The sequence below is a fragment of the Terrihalobacillus insolitus genome (assembly GCF_028416575.1).
Lineage (GTDB): Bacteria > Bacillota > Bacilli > Bacillales > Amphibacillaceae > Terrihalobacillus > Terrihalobacillus insolitus.
The window spans coordinates 286,777-305,253 of the sequence record NZ_JAMQKB010000002.1 but is presented as its reverse complement, the minus strand read 5'-3'; the positions used below and the strand labels follow the sequence as shown (position 1 = coordinate 305,253).

Here is an 18,477-nt window from a genome sequence, read left to right as displayed (position 1 = left end):
TGTGAAAAGGCGAATGTAGGAGTTTTGAAAAAGTGGGCTCATTTTTTTCGTAGGAGAAATGATAAAATTATTTACATGTGGATGACGTCGATCGACTAGTTAGCCACATCTAGCATCAATGTGCAAGTGTATGTAAGATGAGGAAGAATTTGCTTCCTCATCCCTTGTAAAGAAAGTTGAGGCTGATTAAGTGTTTTAGTGAATTGTAGGATGATAGTGAATAAACTTGGGAGTGTAAACATTACGTTATTTTTTACCAAGCATTTTTGAAATAGTAGAAGAGTCAATTTTTGAATTATTTTTTAATAGCATGTTGACGATCATATCTTCTTTTTGTTTCGGGACTTTTTTTCCAGATAATTTGGAAACTTGTCTGACTAACTTCCGAATGGATTTTTCATCTTTTAAATCACTTTTGCTAAAAGAATTAGCAATTTTTGATACGTCATCCATTTTGACTCCGGTCTTTTTTTCTATTTTTTTAAATAAGTCACTCACTATAGCACACTCCTTTCTCGCTTTGGTTCATCGTATGCAAATGCATCAAAAATTGATTAGACCGTTGTCTATAAGTGGGTGTTTTTGAACACCTCTATATGGAAGTGGGCTAGTGTGGGGAGGCGCATTACAAGTAAAAAACAACCCTAGTCAATTATGTGACTAGGGTTGTTCTCAACGTGAGTTCGACTTGTCTTGAAAAATCAATGGGTCGATTCATACAGATCAATTTTATCTCCGTGTGTCAGAGTTACTGCGATTTCATCCCATCCGTTCAGTAGCATCTGGCGTTGGTAAGGGGTGATGTCGAATGTTGCTTGCAAGCCGTTTTCATCCTCTACTATCTGTCTTTCTAAATCCACTGTTATATCGTATTTTTCGTTCGAACCGTTAACGATTAATTTTTGTACGGTTTCCTCATTTAAAACAATGGGAAGAATTCCGTTTTTAATACAATTGTTATAAAAGATGTCTGCAAAGCTTGAAGCGATGATTACTTTAAAGCCAAAATCCTGTAAAGCCCATGGAGCATGTTCGCGTGAAGAACCGCAACCGAAATTCTCACCAGCTACAAGTATGGAGGCATCATTGTATTTGTCATCATTTAATGAAAAATTTTCACGAGGTGTACCGTCATCAAAAAATCGCCAATTAAAGAAAAGAAACTGACCAAAACCTTGTCGTTCAATTCGCTTTAAAAATTGCTTCGGGATAATTTGATCTGTGTCTATATTGGATCGATTTAACGGGTATACAAGCCCTTTATGCTTCTTTATTGGTTCCATTCGTAAAGACCTCCTATCCTAATTTGTAACTGGTTGCTTATAGTTGCGAACATCAACAAAATGACCTTCAATTGCTGCAGCAGCTGCCATTTCTGGACTAACAAGATGGGTGCGAGCGCCATTTCCTTGCCGACCTTCAAAATTGCGGTTGGATGTTGATGCACAGCGTTCACCCGGTGGAACTACATCATCGTTCATTGCAAGGCACATGCTACAACCAGCATCTCGCCATTCAAATCCTGCTTGTTTGAAAATAGCATCTAGACCTTCTGCTTCTGCAGCTGTTTTCACGCTATGTGAACCAGGTACGACAATCGCTTGAACGCCATCTTTTACTTTCTTACCGCTTACGATATCCGCTGCTTTACGAAGGTCACTTAACCTTGAATTAGTACAAGAGCCGATAAAGACGTGCTCAATGTTCACAGAAGAAATGGGCTGATCGGCTTCTAATCCCATATATTCTAAAGCTCGCTCTGTTTCTTCCTTTGCGTTTGCAGATGCAGCTGCTTCAGGGTGCGGAACAGAGGCGCTTACAGGAATACACATACCTGGATTGGTACCCCATGTCACCTGTGGTTCGATTTCATCAGCATTTATTTCTACTGTTGCATCATAGGTGGCGCCATTGTCGGTTGCGAGTTCTTTCCAATTTGCAACAGCTTCTTCATAATTTTCAGGGGAGTGGCGTTTCCCTTTCAAGTATTCGAATGTTGTTTTGTCGGGGCTGATTAACCCAGCTCGGGCGCCTGCTTCAATCGACATGTTACAAACGGTCATTCGTTCTTCCATTGAAAGGTTTCGTATCGCTTCACCTGTATATTCTATAACGTAACCTGTTCCAAAACGGACACCATTTTGAGCAATGATGGCTAGAATTAAATCTTTAGCTGTAACGCCAAGTCCAAGCTTCCCGTTTACTTTGACATTTAAAGTTTTGGGTCTTGCTTGCCACAATGTTTGTGTGGCTAAAACGTGCTCCACCTCACTCGTGCCAATCCCAAATGCAAGTGCACCAAATGCACCATGTGTGGATGTATGGCTATCTCCACAGACGATTGTTTTTCCAGGCTGTGTTAATCCAAGTTCAGGACCAATGACATGAACGATTCCTTGGTCTGGGTGATCAATGTCTGCTAATGAAATGCCAAATTGTTGACAGTTTTGTTTCAGTGTATCCATTTGGGTTTTTGAGATCTGATCTCTAATAATGTGTCGTTCCCTTGTTGGAACATTATGATCCATTGTGGCATAGGTTTTATCTGGTCGTCGAACCGAACGTCCATTCATACGTAACCCCTCAAAGGCTTGGGGAGAGGTTACTTCATGAACGAGGTGTAAGTCAATATACAATAAATCAGGTTTCCCTTCTTCCTGATGAACAACGTGACGTTCCCATATCTTTTCTACGATCGTTTTCGGTGTTTTCATTGTATCAACTCCTTACTTGTAAAATATTTGAGCTCGTGAAGCAGAAACGACGAGCGAACTCGTTTCAGCAAGCTGAAACATCGGGGAATCAGGTGGAGTCTCGACTCCACCTGATTGGAAATTCCCACCTACGCTTCGCTTAGAGGTGGGGGTCTAAAACCCTAAAACCATTTAAAGATTAAACATAGCAGCTCTGAATACTTTCTGTTGCACTTTTCGAGGAAAGACGCTCGACGACTAGATTGGTCATTTCCTTTGTTCCAACCAATTGTCCGTTTTCTATTTTTAAATCAGCTGTGTGATATCCGTCTTTGAGCACTGCCTTAACAGCCTCTTCTACTGCATTTGCCTCTTCTTCCAACTGAAAAGAATGACGAAGCATAAGGGCTACGGACATGATCATGGCTAGTGGGTTAGCGATTCCTTTCCCTGCAATATCTGGCGCCGATCCGTGTACAGGCTCGTAAAGACCAATCCCATCCTCTCGTAGGCTAGCAGACGGAAGCATTCCCAATGAACCTGTTAATACGGAAGCCTCATCACTTAAAATATCACCAAACATATTTTCTGTTACAATAACATCAAACTGAGTGGGGTTTGTGATTAGTTTCATCGCAACAGCATCTACTAACACGTGTTCAACCGTTACGTCTGGGTAAGCAGTTTTCTTTTCTTCGACAACCTCACGCCATAGTTTACTAGATTCCAAGACATTAGCCTTGTCAACAGATGTTAGATGTTTTCTTCTTAGCCGGGCACTCTGGAAAGCTTTGTCAACAATTCGTTCAATTTCATAACGATCATAAGCTAGTGTGTCTACAACTGAGTTGCCATTGTTGCGACGCTCACTTGGTTTTCCGAAATAAAGACCACCCGTAAGTTCGCGAACGATTAATAGATCGCTACCCTTTACGATTTCCTCTTTTAGTGGAGAAGCGTGCAAAAGCTGGTCAAACCCTTTAATCGGGCGTAGATTTGCAAATAATCCTAGCTCTTTACGTATGCCAAGTAGCCCTTTTTCGGGGCGAAGGTGGGAAGGAAGCTGATCCCATTTAGGCCCACCAACTGCCCCGAGCAACACAGCGTCTGCCTTTTTACAAGCTTCGACTGTTTGAGAAGGGAGGGGGGTGCCGTGTTTATCAACAGCAGTTCCCCCAATATCTTGTTTGTCAAAGGTAAATGTGTGATTGAATTGGTCGCTAATCGCTGCTAAAACTTCTTTAGCAGCGGCAATGACTTCTTGCCCAATTCCGTCACCCGGTAATAACACAATGTTTTTTTTCAAGGGATATACCTCCTTGTTTATATGGGACTAACAATTAAATATGCGCTTTTTTTCTTTCGGCTAAGGTTTGATTGAGTAAAACGCGGTTAACCGCGTTAAGAAAAGCGTGTGCTGATGCCTCTAATACGTCTTGAGCAGATCCACGGCCACTAACAGGTGTATCATTCACTGTGAGCTGGACGTGAACTTCGGCAAGTGCATCACGACCTTTACCGATCGAATTAAGCTTGTAGTCAGTTAAATGAATTTCTTCTCTAATGAGTGCTTCTAGTGTATTGTAGATTGCTTCTACACTTCCAGCACCTGTGCCCGCTGTTTCCACCCTTGTTCCATCTGGAGTGGTTAGAGCTACAGTAGCTGTTGGTAGGTTTGATGTTCCATATTGAACCTGAAATGCGTTCAACTCGTATTTTGCAACATTGATTGACTCGGTTTGAACATCCGTCAGTATTGTAAAAAGATCTTCATCTGTTACTTCTTTTTTGCGGTCTGTTAACAATTTAAAGGATTGAAAAGCTTCGGTTATTTTTTCTTCTGATAATTGGTAGCCTAGTTGTATTACTTTATCTTTAAATGCATGGCGCCCAGAATGTTTACCAAGTACAAGATTGTTTGAATGGATACCGACCATTTCAGGTGTAATAATTTCGTATGTGGAAGCATTTTTTAACACGCCATCCTGGTGAATACCTGCTTCATGTGCGAAAGCGTTACGACCGACAACTGCTTTGTTTGGAGGGACAATCATGCCAGTGAATTTGCTTACAAGGTCACTGGTGCGTTTTATTTCATTTAGAACAAGGTTGGTAGTGTGTTTATATTTATCATTTCGAATGTTTAGTGCAACTGCAATTTCCTCCAGTGCAGCATTTCCAGCACGTTCACCAATACCATTGATTGTTCCTTCGATTTGGGTTGCTCCATTTTCGATGGCCGCAATGGAATTGATGACTGCCATACCTAGATCATCATGACAATGAGCAGATAGGGAAACTTTATCAATGTTTGGTACGTTTTCTTTCATATAACGGAATACATTTCCATATTCTTCTGGAGTAATGTAACCAACTGTATCTGGTAGATTGATTACGGTAGCTCCAGCGTCGATGACTTTTTCAACAATCCGGGCAAGAAAATCAAGGTCCGATCGACAAGCGTCTTCTGCTGACCATTCAACATGCGTAAATTTTTGCTTAGCATAAGAAACCATTTCTACCGCTGTTTGAATAACCTCATCGGGTGTCTTTTTTAGTTTATATGTCATATGAATAGGGGAGGTTGCTAGAAAAATGTGAATTCTTGGCTCTTCTGCATCCTTCAATGCATCCCAAGCAATATCAATATCTGATTTTTTTGTTCGTGCAAGACCAGTTACAGAGGTGTTTTTAATCGTTCTAGCAATCTGTCGAACCGCTTCAAAATCACCTTTGGAGGAAGCGGGAAAGCCCGCTTCCATAATATCTACTCCAAATCGTTCTAACTGCTTTGCGATTTCCAACTTCTCAAGCTGGTTCAAATTGACACCAGGAGACTGCTCACCGTCTCTTAGCGTAGTGTCAAAAATTTTAACGTGTGCCATTAGAAACCACTTCCTTTTTTGATTTGGTTGGTTGCTTAACGAACGGCATTAATTCACGTAATTCACGACCCACCTTTTCAATTAAATGATTATTTTCTTTGGCATTAATAGCATTAAATTGTGGACGATTCACTTGGTTTTCTAAAATCCATCCTTTAGCAAAGGTACCTGTTTGAATTTCGCTTAACACTTCTTTCATGCGGGCTTTTGTTTCTTCATTTACGATGCGAGGGCCTGATACGAAATCACCCCATTGAGCAGTGTCGGAAATGGAATACCGCATATACTCGAGTCCACCTTCATACATCAAATCTACAATTAGTTTTAATTCGTGCATACATTCAAAATAAGCAACTTCAGGTTGGTAGCCAGCTTCGGTAAGCGTTTCAAAGCCAGCTTTAACGAGGCTGGTAAGACCACCACATAGGACGGCTTGCTCACCAAACAAGTCTGTTTCGGTTTCCTCTTGGAATGTAGTGGCTAATATACCTGCACGGCCAGCGCCGATTCCTTTTGCATAAGCAAGTGCAATTTCTTTTGCAGTTCCTGTAATGTCCTGTTTAATTCCGTATAAAGCTGGAACTCCAGCGCCTTCAGTGAATGTACGACGAACAAGATGCCCAGGACCTTTTGGTGCGACAAGGAAAACATCAACATCAGAAGGGGGAACAATTTGGTTGAAATGGACGTTAAACCCGTGAGCAAATGCTAATGCATTACCAGCTTGAAGATTCGGTTTAATGTGTTCTTCAAAGACTTTTGGTTGATGTTCATCAGGTAGTAAGATCATAACAACGTCTGCTTGTGCTACTGCATCCGCAACTGTTTCAACTTGTACGCCATCTTCTACTGCTTTATCCCATGATTTACCTGGGCGTAATCCTACTACAACTTCAAAACCACTTTCCTTTAAGTTTAATGCATGTGCATGGCCTTGAGAGCCGTAACCAATTACTGCAACCTTCTTGTTCTTCAATGCCTCTTCTTGAATGTCATTGTGATAAAGTACTTTTGCCATTTTAAATCATCCTTCCAAATTTTTTTATTTTAATAAAGAATAGGGTGCAAGCTCTGTAACTTGTGGTTGATGTCCACGTAAGAACGCGGTCAACCCAGTGCGAGCTAATTCTTTAATCCCATACGGACGTAATAAGTCAATGAGTGCTTCAATTTTATCTGTCTTACCAGTTACTTGTACGGTTAAGCTATCTTTACTAATGTCAATAACGGATGCGCGAAAAGGTTCAATCATTCCTTGGATTTCGTTACGAACCTGGCCATTGCTCATTACTTTTATTAAGGCAAGCTCGCGGGCGACGATTGCTTTGTCCGTTATATCCGATACCTTCAATACGTCCACTTGTTTATTTAGCTGCTTCATCAATTGCTCTAGCTTTTGATTGTCTGCTACTTCTACGACAAAAGTCATTCTAGACACGCCTTCTGTTTCTGTTCGACCAACCGAGATACTTTCGATATTGAATTGCCTTTTTTGGAGGAGGCCGGTCACTCGATTGAGGACACCACTCCGATTTTGTACGGTAGCAGCTATGATGCGTTTCATGGTTTCACCCCAATCATTTGGTTTAGTCCTTTTCCTGGTGCAATCATTGGATATACATTTTCTTCTTTTCGTACTCTACAATCCAAAAGAACTGGACCGTCGTATGAGAATACTTCTGGAAGCGCGTGAATCAGATCCTCTTGATTGTCAATCTTCATACCACGTATTTCGTAGCTTTCAGCAAGTTTGACAAAGTCAGGTTGCGTGGTAAGTAGTGATTCAGAATATCGCTTTTCATAAAAAGATTCTTGCCATTGTCTGACCATTCCGAGTGCTTGATTGTTCACAATAATGACCTTGACAGGGAGACCCTTTTCTTGCAGAATCGAAAGCTCCTGAAGTGTCATTTGAAATCCACCGTCACCAACTATTGCCACAACTGTTTCATCTGGTGCCGCTATTTGTGCGCCAATTGCTGCAGGAAAGCCAAACCCCATCGTTCCAAGCCCTCCAGATGTAACCCAGCGATCAGGCTTAGTAAAAGTATAATACTGTGCAGCCCACATTTGGTGCTGTCCAACGTCGGTTGTGACGATTGCATCGCCTTTCGTTACTTTGTGAATGGCTTCTATTAACCATTGTGGTGAAATTTCGTTTTTGGGATTGTTGTACCACAATGGATAATCTTGTTTAAATCTTTTCAACTCAGTGAGCCATTCTTGATGGTCGGGTGATTCTTCAGTATTAGATAATAGAGCTTTCAATGCCTCTTTAGAATCTGCAACAATAGGTATATGTGTTTCAATGTTTTTGCCAATTTCGGCTGGATCAATATCGATGTGTGCAACGGTGGCCCAAGGAGCAAAATGGGCTAGATTTCCAGTTAGTCGATCATCAAAACGTGCTCCAATGTTTATTAAAAGGTCACATTCGTATAAAGCAGTGTTTGCAGCATATGTGCCATGCATTCCTGCCATTCCCAGACTAAGTTCTGCTTCTCCTGGATAGCTTCCTAAACCTAGTAAAGTGGTCGTAATAGGTAGAGAATGTTTTTCAATAAATGTTTTTAATTCTGTTGACGCTCCACCATGAAGTACTCCAGCACCAGCAAGAAGTACAGGTTTCTTTGCTTTTGCTAATGCATCCGCCAATTTTTTTATTTGCAAAGGATTGGGCTTCGTTGTTGGTTGATAGCCTGGGAGATGAAAGTCAGTGTCATTTACCTCCTCAAATAGACTAGCAGAAATATCTTTCGGAATATCTACCAAAACGGGACCTTTTCTGCCGGTAGAAGCAATATGAAATGCTTCTTTAATAATCTTTGGTAAATCACTTAATGATTGCACCTGATAATTATGCTTTGTAATGGGAGTGGTAATTCCAATTACATCCGCTTCTTGAAACGCATCCGTTCCGATAACGTTACGCGCAACCTGTCCTGTAAAAATAACAAGTGGCAAAGAATCCATCATTGCATCCGCAATTCCTGTGACTAAGTTGGTTGCTCCAGGACCTGAGGTTGCGATTACGACACCAGGTTTACCAGATACTCGCGCGTATCCTTCAGCGGCATGAATAGAACCCTGTTCATGTCTAGAAAGAACGTGATTCAATGATTTTTGTGCTTTATATAAGGCATCATAGATCGGTAACACTGCACCACCAGGATAGCCAAATAATGTGTCGACACCTTCTTTTATTAATGATTCAACAAAAAGATCGGCACCCGTTTTCGGTTGTGTGCTCGTGTCAACTTTGTTCTCTGCTTCTACCTTCATTTTTCTAATCCCTCCTAAAAGCTTATTAGATTTCGTTTTTTAAATAATAAAAAGGCCTTCCTCCCAAATAAACTGCACAATTGCAGAATAGAAGGGGAGAAAAGGCCTTTCCTTTTTCACGGTACCACCCTGTGTTTGCAGCATCCTCACGAATACTGCCTTATGAGGTAACATAATGTTCCTCTTTGATAACAGGTGCTCAGTTGGAACACCTGGTTAAACCTACTAGAAAAAATCGTTCCGTTTAACACTCTGGGATGAAGTCAGAATAAGGTGTATTTCCGGGCTTCCAGCAACCCCGGCTCTCTGTGAATACAGGTTCTTATTCCTTTGTTCCCGTCATCGATTTGAAAATTATTTAATTATTATAGTATATTTTCATTATCCCGCCCGTGTTGGCAGAAGTAACAAGTTTTGCATATTTTCGGTAAATAACAAGTTATTATTTAGGTTCTGTATTTTTCCACTGTTTTATACTTTGTCTACAATTTATTTGTCCACAATAGTAAACTGCGATGGGAAGCACATGTTGTTTCTTTTTGTACAATGTTACCTCGCATCGTGTTTCTCCTTAACTAACGATAGCACTACTTTTTGTATCATGATAGCACTGAACGCCGTCACTTGTAACCACTTTTCTGAATTCAGAAAGCAAATGATTCGTAATATTTCCTGGTGTTCCGTCTTTTATTTTGCGACCATCTACTTGAACAACTGCAATGACTTCAACTGCGGTTCCAGTCAAAAATACTTCATCTGCAACATACACATCATGACGAGTGAATGGAGCTTCTTTTATTTCATAGTCTAAATGGTTCGCTATATCAATAATTGCATTTCGAGTAATCCCTTGTAATGCACCTAAATATACTGGCGGTGTATAGATTACATTGTTCTTTATAATAAAAATGTTGTCAGCAGAACCTTCTGTTACGTATCCTTGATCATTTAACATTAGTGCTTCGTCAACGCCAGCTTGGTTTGCCTCCAATTTCACTAGAATATTATTTAAATAATTTAATGATTTTACTTGTGGACTTAATACATCTGGACGGTTTCTCCTGCTAGGAACAGAAGCAACTTTTATGCCGCGCTCATACATTTCTTTTGGGAAAAGAGCAAGTGACTCCGCAATGACGATCAGTCGAGGTTTGGAGCAATTTGTTGGATCAAGTCCAAGGTTGCCAACCCCGCGTGATACGACGACACGAATATAGGCATTTTCTAGTTGGTTTTTTCGAACAGTGTCCACAATAATTTGTTCGAGATCCTCCTTTGTGTATGGGATGTCTAGCATAATCGATTGCGCGGATTCAACTAATCGATTGAGGTGTTCTTCAAGCCTAAACACATTCCCGTTATATACACGAATGCCTTCAAAGACCCCGTCTCCATATAGAAATCCATGATCGTAAACGGAAACGACGGCATCTTCTTTTTTTACAAAGCCTTCGTCAAGGAAGATCCATTGATTGCCCATATTTTCACTCCTCTCTGTCTATTTTTTTATCAATTAAGCAACTTAGAAAAACTTTGCTTAGGCGCCAACTTCCTATTGGCGATAGCTTTAAATTTTGGTATACTTTTGCTCGCTTTTTCATGCAATCACATAATCATATGAAAATGATATTTTTTTGTATTGTCGATAATCATACAGCGATTTTGAAGCAAGGTCAACAGGTAAATGAAAAGTTTTCTGATAGTTGCGATAAGTCAGATAAGTAGCAAACGCTTTCATTGTTGATATATTGGGAAAAGTAGTGACTGTAGGCGAAAACATATTTTTTATTTTAGCTCAACAGGTGGCGCGGACTGGTCAGTTAGATGGTTATATAGTAATGTTTCATCTAGAAGATCATTTATTGTAGCACAAACAAGAATAGTGGGTGGGACATTGATGAAACAATTAGGAATTATTCCATGCGGGAACAAAAAAATATGGGATAAAAATGAAGATGTAGGACCTGTACGTGCAAAAGAGGCTTATATAGGAACTTTTCATACGCTTTGTGAACAATATGCAACCACGTTTTTAGATCGCTGGGTCATATTGTCTGCAAAGTATGGTTATTTAGATCCTGATGACATAGTAGATGGTCCGTATGATGTTACATTTAATCAAAACAGCAAGGAAGTAATTAAAACAGATTTTTTACAAAGTCAAGTGAAAGACAAAGGACTTGGACAGTATAAAAAAATAGTAGTGCTTACCGGCAAGAAATACAAACCTATCGTGTTAGAAAGCTTTGAAGCTCATGAAAATGGAACGATACTTTTTCCACTTTTAGGAACAAAAGGGATCGGTTATATGCAACAAATGCTTAAGCGTTCATTAGAAGAACACAAGCCAATTCATTTATAGAAGATGTTCAAAAAGTCACCTACTGGGGTGTCTTTTTTGATGTTACAGCGAATTACCCCCCTGCATACACTCGTTTTCAACACCTACCCGCCTCATCCATACGATATAAGAATAGATGGGTCTTCATTTACACCCTCCATTATACTGGTTCACTACCTATTTTTTTCATAATTACTCGAAAAGCCGTTCCAAATTGGATGTTAAATGAAAAAAATGTAGTAGCCAATGTAAGAAGGTGCATATGATTGGCTATCTATTCTATCCTAGTTGGAGGTGACCAAATTGGATAAAGGTACTTTAATTCGTACTGTCGTTCTAGGTGTTGCGTTTTTAAATCAAATTCTTGTTATGTTTGATATGTCTCCACTACCAATCGAAAGTGAAGAACTCGAACAATTCCTTGCACTTCTTTTTACAATTGCATCATCCATTATAGCGTGGTTTAAAAATAACTATATAACGAAAAAAGGACGACAACAACGTGATGTTTTAAAGGAAAAAGGATTAGCGAAGTAGTGTAAAAAAACTGTTAACCTTACCCCCTAGCTCTTCTTGCTGGGGGCTTTTTTTATTTATCTAATAGAGTATTAGGTATGAATGTCGTTCACACGTTTTGCTAGTAAAAAACCAGGGAATTTTGAAAAGAAAAGTGGGATAGATTTCCTCATTTTTAAAAAAAGCGTATACTAGTTGAAGGGTATCCCACCGCATTACTGTACTAAAGATCTACAAAAAGGAGATGGTTACGTGGCTGTTGGTTATAAACCTACTTGGGACTTAGACGTTATTTTTAAAGGTGGTAGTGACTCAAGGGAATTAATGGAGTACATGAGTGCGTTAGATAAAGAATTGGATAGGCTTTCAGAAAGGGTGAATCGCTGGAGCGTACCTACTGATTCTAGTAAAAGGGAAGAACTAGAATCAATTGTTTCTTTGCTAAACAAGACATCGAAAATGCTTCAAGAATCGAGTGCCTACATCAGTTGTCTTTCAGCCCAGGATGTGAACGATAAAAAGGCAAAACTTCTTATTGGAAAGCGATCCGAGTTCTCTGCAAAGAAGTCGACAATATTAGCTGCTTTTGACCAGAAAATAGTGGAAGTAACGGATGTAGTTTGGGAAGAGTTAATCGCTCAACCTCCTATATTAAATGTTTCATTTGTATTAGATGAAAGACGCCGTAAAGCAAAGGACAGGTTACCGTTTACGCAAGAGGTTATGATCAATGATTTGGGGGTTGATGGTTACCATGGATGGGGTCAAATGTATGACACGATTGTTGGAAAAATGAGTGTGCCTATTAGTGAAAGTGGGCAAACAAAACACTTATCGATGGGCCAAGCAGCTAATAAATTAAGTGATCCTGATCGAAATGTACGAAAGGAGGTTTTTGAGAAAATCTCACAAGCATGGGATGCAAATGCGGAATTATTCGGTGAAACGCTTAATCATTTAGCTGGGTTTCGATTACAAACGTATAAGCATAGAGGATGGAATAATGTTTTAAAGGAACCAGTTGAGTATAATCGGATGAGTGAAAAGACACTATATGCCATGTGGAATGCAATTGAAAACAACAAAACGCCATTTGTTTCGTATTTAAAGCGGAAAGCAGAATTACTTGGTGTTGAAAAATTAAGCTGGTATGATCTTGATGCCCCTATTTCCAATTCAACAAAAACATTTCATTATCAAGATGGAGCACATTTTATTATGAACCAGTTTCAAAAGTTCAGTCCGCAAATGGCATCTTTTGCGAAAAAAGCATTTGAGGAACAGTGGATTGAGGCAGAGGATCGCCCTGGAAAGCGACCAGGTGGATTTTGCACAAGCTTCCCAGACAGTCAACAAACTCGGATTTTTATGACCTATTCAGGGACATCTTCCAATATTGCGACATTGGCCCATGAACTTGGTCATGGTTATCATCAGCATGTAATGAATGATTTAGATATTATAAACCAGAGTTATGCGATGAATGTTGCCGAAACGGCTTCTACTTTCGCTGAAATGGTAGTAGCAGATGCGGCAGTGAAAGAAGCTACAAACAAACAAGAAAAAATTGCTTTATTGGAGAATAAAATTCAACGAAGCGTTGCATTCTTTATGAATATTCATGCGCGATTTCTTTTTGAAACTAAATTTTATGAGGAACGTAAACAAGGACTTGTATCTGTAGAAAAATTAAAGGAACTAATGGTAGGGGCCGAGACCGAGGCATACTGTGGCGAGTTAGAAGAATACGATCCAATGTTTTGGGCTTCCAAATTACACTTCCACATTACCGACGTACCTTTTTACAACTTTCCATACACGTTTGGTTATTTGTTTAGCCTAGGAATTTACGCGAATGCCTTAGATGGGGAAGATAATTTTGAAGAGTCCTATCAAGCATTATTACGAGATACTGGGCAAATGCAAGTAGAAGATTTGGCAAAAAAACATTTAGGGATTGACCTTGAAGAACTTGATTTTTGGGAAAAGGCAATTCAAATTTGTATTAGGGATGTTGAAGAATTTTTAAAATTGACAGAAGGAAACACAACGTATTAACGGTTGAACATCCGCTTAAAGGAATCGTAAAAAAGGAGTTGACCTTTTTATGCAAGAGTTGATCGGCACCTGTCAGAAGTGCGAGAAAGAGATTTATTGTGAAAATGGTTTCCTTAACGGTGTTCATGAGAATGGCCAATTGTTTTGTTTTGCTTGCTTTGATACAGATGATTTAGAAAAATAGAAGAGAACGTACATACAAGGAGGAATTGGAAATGAATACAACGAAAACGATTGCTACTTTTTCTATTGTCGGATTTGATCCAGAAACAGGTGAACTTGGTGTAGGTGTTCAGTCTAAATTTATTGCAGTTGGGTCTGTTGTTCCTTGGGCAAAGGCGGGTGTAGGAGCCGTTGCAACACAAGCATTTGGTAATCCATCCTATGGGCCAGACGGATTGCAGCTTTTGGAGGAAGGTAAATCACCAGAGGAGGCTTTACAGGCATTACTTGCTCATGATTCAGATCGTGAGGAACGTCAGGTTGGAATAATAGATGCAAAAGGGAATGCTGCCACTTTTACAGGTGAAAATTGTTATGATTGGGCAGGTGGAGTCACAGGAAAAAATTATGCGGTACAAGGAAATATTCTCGTGAACGAAGAAACAGTGACTGCCATGGGGCGTGCTTTTGAGGAGAATAAAGGAAGCTTGGCAGAGCGCTTATTAGCAGCATTAGACGCCGCCCAAACTGCTGGCGGTGATAGCAGGGGAAAACAATCAGCGGCCCTATACGTTGTTAAGGAACAAGGTGGCTATGGTGGTTTTAATGACAGGTATATTGATTTACGGGTCGATGATCATCCTGAACCAATTGATGAATTGGCGAGGTTATACAAGCTCCAACAGCTTTATTTTGGTGAAACAAAAAAGGAGAACATTTTATCCATTGAGGGAGATACGAAAACAGAAGTGATCGAGGCACTCAATAAATGGGGCTATCTATCAGAGTCGAATCCTGAAAATGACGCTTTTCACAAGGCATTAACACAATTTCTCCATACTGAAAATTTTGAAGAAAGGGAGCTCGAAAAAGGAAAAATCGACAAAGAAGTGTTGGAGTTCATGAAAAATAAATAAACTTGAAAATTTTCTAATTTACTCCATACACTAAGAGGCAGACTCCGCTAGTATCACCCAATCCTACCCTTTCGCATAGGCTATCACATAGAAACCAAGTAAGTGATCATGCGAAAGGGAGGTATACGGATGGATTTAACGGTTTCTCATTGGTTGTATGGTGCTTTTACGCTGCTCATTATTATCACGATGGCATGCCGCCGGGGTGTGGTTCTCCCGACCTTGCTCGGTACCTTTGTCATTGCGTGGGTATATAAGGGGAGTGTAATCGATGGATTTACTGCCATTTTTAATGCAAATTTAGTTGCGGCAAAAGAATTGTTTAACATTTTTTTGATTATCACGTTCATGGTTGCATTGCTGCACTCACTTAAAGATTTAGGTGCAGATAAACGGATGATTCAACCAATTCAGAAGATAATGGTCAATGGTCATGTCGCATTCTTCGTGTTAATTGGTGTCACCTATGTGATTTCGTTATTCTTTTGGCCGACACCAGCTGTACCACTTATTGGTGCACTATTAGTACCTGCTGCCGTAAGGGCTGGATTGCCAGCAATGCTCGCCGCTGTGGCGGTCGCACTTGCGGGTCAGGGGATGGCACTCTCCTCAGACTACGTGATTCAAGTCGCTCCAGGATTATCGGCAAAAGCTGCGGGAATTGAACCTAGTGCAATGATTAATGAGGCGTTAATTTTATCACTCATTTCAGGTTTTGTCGCACTTGCTGTAGCCTATTTAGTAAACCGTAAATCAATAATGTCTGCAAACGACCCTAGAATAGAGGGTGAGTTGCAATTATTGCAAGGCTCTGAAGAACAAACAGAACCTGCCGAAAGCAAAGCGACAACAACTTGGAGTAGAATTTTTGCCGTTTTAGTTCCACTTTCCATGCTAGCTGTCATGGTTTATATGGTGTCTACCAAATTAACGACAGGCAGAATGGGTGGTTTTGAAGGTGGGGACGGTGCTGCATTTATTGGTGGCGTTGCTGTTATTCTACTCTTATTGTCAACTGTTGCATTCGGAAAAAGAAGTGCTCTAGATCATATTAGTGACCATATAACAAATGGTTTTGTTTTTGCTTTTAAAGCGATGGGACCAGTTATCCCGATAGCAGGTTTCTTCTTCCTTGGAAGCTCTGATTTTTCTGGAAGCATCCTTTCGATTACGGAAGGAGATCCACCTGCACTTTTATTTGAACTCGTTCAGTCATCTCAAGCATTTCTACCGCAAAATGCTTTCTTGGCTGCTTTCAGTATTTTGATTATTGGGATCATCACTGGATTAGATGGTTCAGGATTTTCCGGTCTTCCGTTGACAGGTTCATTGGCAGGTGCACTAGCGAACGGCCCAATTGACCCCGCAACTTTAGCTGCAATTGGTCAAATGGGTTCGATATGGACTGGTGGTGGAACGATTGTTGCTTGGTCCTCCTTAGTAGCGGTAGCTGGCTTTTGTGGTGTGCCAGTAATGGAATTAGTTCGAAAAAACTTTCTTCCTGTTATGCTAGGGTTGATTGTATCAACCATTTTAGCGGTTTTATTATTTTAAGAGGTTTTACAAAAAATGCTGGGTTCAGTGAGAACTCAGCATTTTTGTGTTTAGTCGATGGTGATGTGATTATGTATTGATTCAACTTCTATCATCGTTTAAAATGAAATGGAACCGCTATTTATAAAATTCTGTTAACACTAGTTCATCCATCTATTACGCAATTTTTCTTCGTTAATAAGTACTATTTAGGTGTTTTAGACGATACACTAGTGGTAATGGGATCGCCATGCGGTTTTATTTCTTGTATAAGGTTAAAGCGCTTTCTTAGTGAAGGCGCGGCGCAAAGCTACTTATACGAGTAAAACTTAATCAAAGGGAGGTTTAAAAATGAGTGGTATTGGTATTGCAATTGTGGGTATTATTGTTTTTTTCTTAGGTTACCGTTATTACTCTAAGCTGATTGCCGAACGGATCTATCGATTAGATCCAAACTATGTCACTCCAGCACATCAATACAAGGATGGAGTAGATTTTGTACCAACAAATAAGTTTGTGTTATGGGGACATCACTTCACATCTGTGGCAGGTGCAGCTCCAATTGTTGGACCAGCAATTGCCGTTTATTGGGGATGGCTGCCCGCATTTTTATGGGTAGTACTAGGAACGGTTTTTGCAGCAGGTGTGCACGATTTTGGAACATTGGTGTTGTCGGTACGTAACAAAGGACAATCTGTAGGTACGCTAGCACAGAATTTGATTGGAAAGAAAGCAAAATTGTTGTTTTTGTTCATCATTCTCATTTTAGTGCTTATGGTTAATGCAGTGTTTGCTTGGGTTATTGCAAATCTATTCATTTCCTTTCCAGCGAGTGTATTGTCTGTGTTTATTCAAATTCCACTCGCGGTTTGGATTGGTTATTCCGTCTATAAGAAGAAGGGAAGCATGTTGGTTCCTTCCCTAATTGCGTTAGCTGTCATGTATTTGACTGCTATTATTTCAAGCAGGGTATCATTTCTCCAAATTGATTTAATCGCATGGATGGGTGGAGAAGGTGCAACAGGAATGTTCGGATTGAGCACAACTTCTAGCGCGTTTTTTATCTGGATTATTATTTTAATGATCTATGTATATATCGCTTCTACGCTACCTGTTTGGAAGCTTTTACAACCTAGGGATTACATTAATTCACACCAACTAGTTGTCGGTCTGGCTATTTTATATTTGGGTCTGTTATTCTCGAATCCAGAAATTACAGCACCAGCGACAAATAGTGGTGCAGATGTATCCTGGTTCCCGCTCCTCTTTATTACGATTGCGTGTGGTGCCATTTCAGGATTTCATGGACTCGTTTCGTCGGGCACATCTTCAAAACAGTTAGATAAGGAAACAGATGCTCGATTTGTTGGATACTTAGGTGCTGTTGGTGAGGGTGCACTTGCACTGGTCACCATTGTTGCGGTTATTACATTTTTTCCGTCTACCGAACAATTTACTGCAACATATAGCAGTTTTACGGAAGCAAGTGGTGCAGGTCTAGGTGTGTTTGTAAATGGTGCAAGTCAACTTGCTGGAGGACTTGGCATTCCTGCTGATATTGCTACAACCATTGTGTCTGTCATCGTTGTGAGTTTTGCGGCAACGACTCTTGATACATCTGTTCGGTTAATGCGCTACATCATATCGGAGCTAGGCGTGGAATATAAGATTCCTGCCTTAACAAAAACACATGTGGCCACATCGGTTGCGGTTGTATTAAGTGCAGCACTTGTGCTATTACCAGAAGGACCAAAGGGTTTTGGTTCAGGAGGATATTTACTATGGCCACTTTTTGGAACATCCAATCAGCTTTTAGCAGGAATTAGCTTGTTACTTATTTCGATCTGGTTAAAGAATCAGGGCAGAAACTATATGATTGCATTTATCCCGATGGTGTTCCTATTATTTATGACGCTACTAGCGATGTTTAACCAAGTACTTTTCAAGTGGGCTTGGTACGGTTCTGAAGCTAGTATGTTACTATTTATTTTTGGCGCGATTATCTTTGTATTTGCTGTATGGATTATATTGACAGCAGTGTCAACCTTATATAAAAAAGATAGACTAACGTAAAGCAAGCGAATGTCTCA

Annotated in this window: 15 protein-coding genes; 6 read left to right on the top strand and 9 right to left on the bottom strand. The window is 40.1% G+C overall.

Translation table 11 applies throughout. From position 1 onward, the window contains the following. Nucleotides 1–246: 246 nt before the first annotated feature. The 9 genes from NC797_RS04720 to ilvE all read right to left on the bottom strand — a co-directional run bounded on the left by NC797_RS04720 (nucleotide 247) and on the right by ilvE (nucleotide 10,340). Nucleotides 247–498 carry a stage VI sporulation protein F gene (locus NC797_RS04720; RefSeq protein WP_272435570.1) on the bottom strand — a complete coding sequence of 84 codons (252 nt, stop codon included), beginning with the start codon at nucleotides 496–498 and terminating at the stop codon, nucleotides 247–249. Between the two features lie 203 nt (nucleotides 499–701). Continuing rightward, complete coding sequence (gene leuD, locus NC797_RS04715) at nucleotides 702–1,283, bottom strand: 3-isopropylmalate dehydratase small subunit (RefSeq protein WP_272435568.1); 582 nt, start codon at nucleotides 1,281–1,283, stop codon at nucleotides 702–704. An 18-nt stretch (nucleotides 1,284–1,301) separates the two neighbouring features. Further along, nucleotides 1,302–2,714: a 3-isopropylmalate dehydratase large subunit gene (gene leuC / locus NC797_RS04710; protein ID WP_272435567.1), complete on the bottom strand. Its 1,413-nt coding sequence runs from the start codon at nucleotides 2,712–2,714 to the stop codon at nucleotides 1,302–1,304. Between the two features lie 178 nt (nucleotides 2,715–2,892). Beyond that, nucleotides 2,893–3,999 (bottom strand): 3-isopropylmalate dehydrogenase, encoded by a 1,107-nt coding sequence (leuB, locus tag NC797_RS04705; protein WP_272435566.1) that lies wholly within the window; start codon nucleotides 3,997–3,999, stop codon nucleotides 2,893–2,895. 34 nt (nucleotides 4,000–4,033) lie between these two features. Next, nucleotides 4,034–5,578, bottom strand: coding sequence for a 2-isopropylmalate synthase (locus NC797_RS04700; RefSeq protein WP_272435565.1), 1,545 nt, complete (start codon nucleotides 5,576–5,578; stop codon nucleotides 4,034–4,036). Beyond that, nucleotides 5,565–6,596 carry a ketol-acid reductoisomerase gene (ilvC, locus tag NC797_RS04695; protein WP_272435563.1) on the bottom strand — a complete coding sequence of 344 codons (1,032 nt, stop codon included), beginning with the start codon at nucleotides 6,594–6,596 and terminating at the stop codon, nucleotides 5,565–5,567. The genes NC797_RS04700 and ilvC overlap by 14 nt, the downstream gene beginning before the upstream one ends. A 24-nt stretch (nucleotides 6,597–6,620) precedes the next feature. Further along, a complete protein-coding gene (gene ilvN / locus NC797_RS04690) occupies nucleotides 6,621–7,142 on the bottom strand; it encodes an acetolactate synthase small subunit (RefSeq protein WP_272435562.1) in 522 nt (173 codons plus the stop codon). Beyond that, nucleotides 7,139–8,860: an acetolactate synthase large subunit gene (ilvB, locus tag NC797_RS04685; RefSeq protein WP_272435561.1), complete on the bottom strand. Its 1,722-nt coding sequence runs from the start codon at nucleotides 8,858–8,860 to the stop codon at nucleotides 7,139–7,141. The genes ilvN and ilvB overlap by 4 nt, the downstream gene beginning before the upstream one ends. A gap of 571 nt (nucleotides 8,861–9,431) precedes the next feature. Beyond that, nucleotides 9,432–10,340, bottom strand: a complete 909-nt coding sequence (gene ilvE / locus NC797_RS04680) for a branched-chain-amino-acid transaminase (protein ID WP_272435560.1) — start codon at nucleotides 10,338–10,340, stop codon at nucleotides 9,432–9,434. 417 nt (nucleotides 10,341–10,757) lie between these two features. Here ilvE and NC797_RS04675 point away from each other — a divergent pair, with 417 nt between their 5' ends. From NC797_RS04675 to NC797_RS04650, 6 genes are all read left to right on the top strand, one after another. Further along, nucleotides 10,758–11,222: a DUF6884 domain-containing protein gene (locus tag NC797_RS04675; protein WP_272435559.1), complete on the top strand. Its 465-nt coding sequence runs from the start codon at nucleotides 10,758–10,760 to the stop codon at nucleotides 11,220–11,222. A 273-nt stretch (nucleotides 11,223–11,495) separates the two neighbouring features. Next, on the top strand, nucleotides 11,496–11,738 hold the full coding sequence (locus NC797_RS04670; protein WP_272435558.1) for a phage holin: 243 nt from the start codon (nucleotides 11,496–11,498) through the stop codon (nucleotides 11,736–11,738). A gap of 231 nt (nucleotides 11,739–11,969) precedes the next feature. Next, complete coding sequence (locus NC797_RS04665) at nucleotides 11,970–13,775, top strand: M3 family oligoendopeptidase (RefSeq protein ID WP_272435556.1); 1,806 nt, start codon at nucleotides 11,970–11,972, stop codon at nucleotides 13,773–13,775. Nucleotides 13,776–13,990: 215 nt separating this feature from the next. Further along, nucleotides 13,991–14,854, top strand: coding sequence for a DUF1028 domain-containing protein (locus NC797_RS04660; protein ID WP_272435554.1), 864 nt, complete (start codon nucleotides 13,991–13,993; stop codon nucleotides 14,852–14,854). 129 nt (nucleotides 14,855–14,983) lie between these two features. Further along, nucleotides 14,984–16,408: a hypothetical protein gene (locus NC797_RS04655; protein ID WP_272435553.1), complete on the top strand. Its 1,425-nt coding sequence runs from the start codon at nucleotides 14,984–14,986 to the stop codon at nucleotides 16,406–16,408. A gap of 330 nt (nucleotides 16,409–16,738) precedes the next feature. Further along, nucleotides 16,739–18,460: a carbon starvation CstA family protein gene (locus NC797_RS04650; RefSeq protein ID WP_272435552.1), complete on the top strand. Its 1,722-nt coding sequence runs from the start codon at nucleotides 16,739–16,741 to the stop codon at nucleotides 18,458–18,460. Nucleotides 18,461–18,477 lie beyond the last annotated feature (17 nt).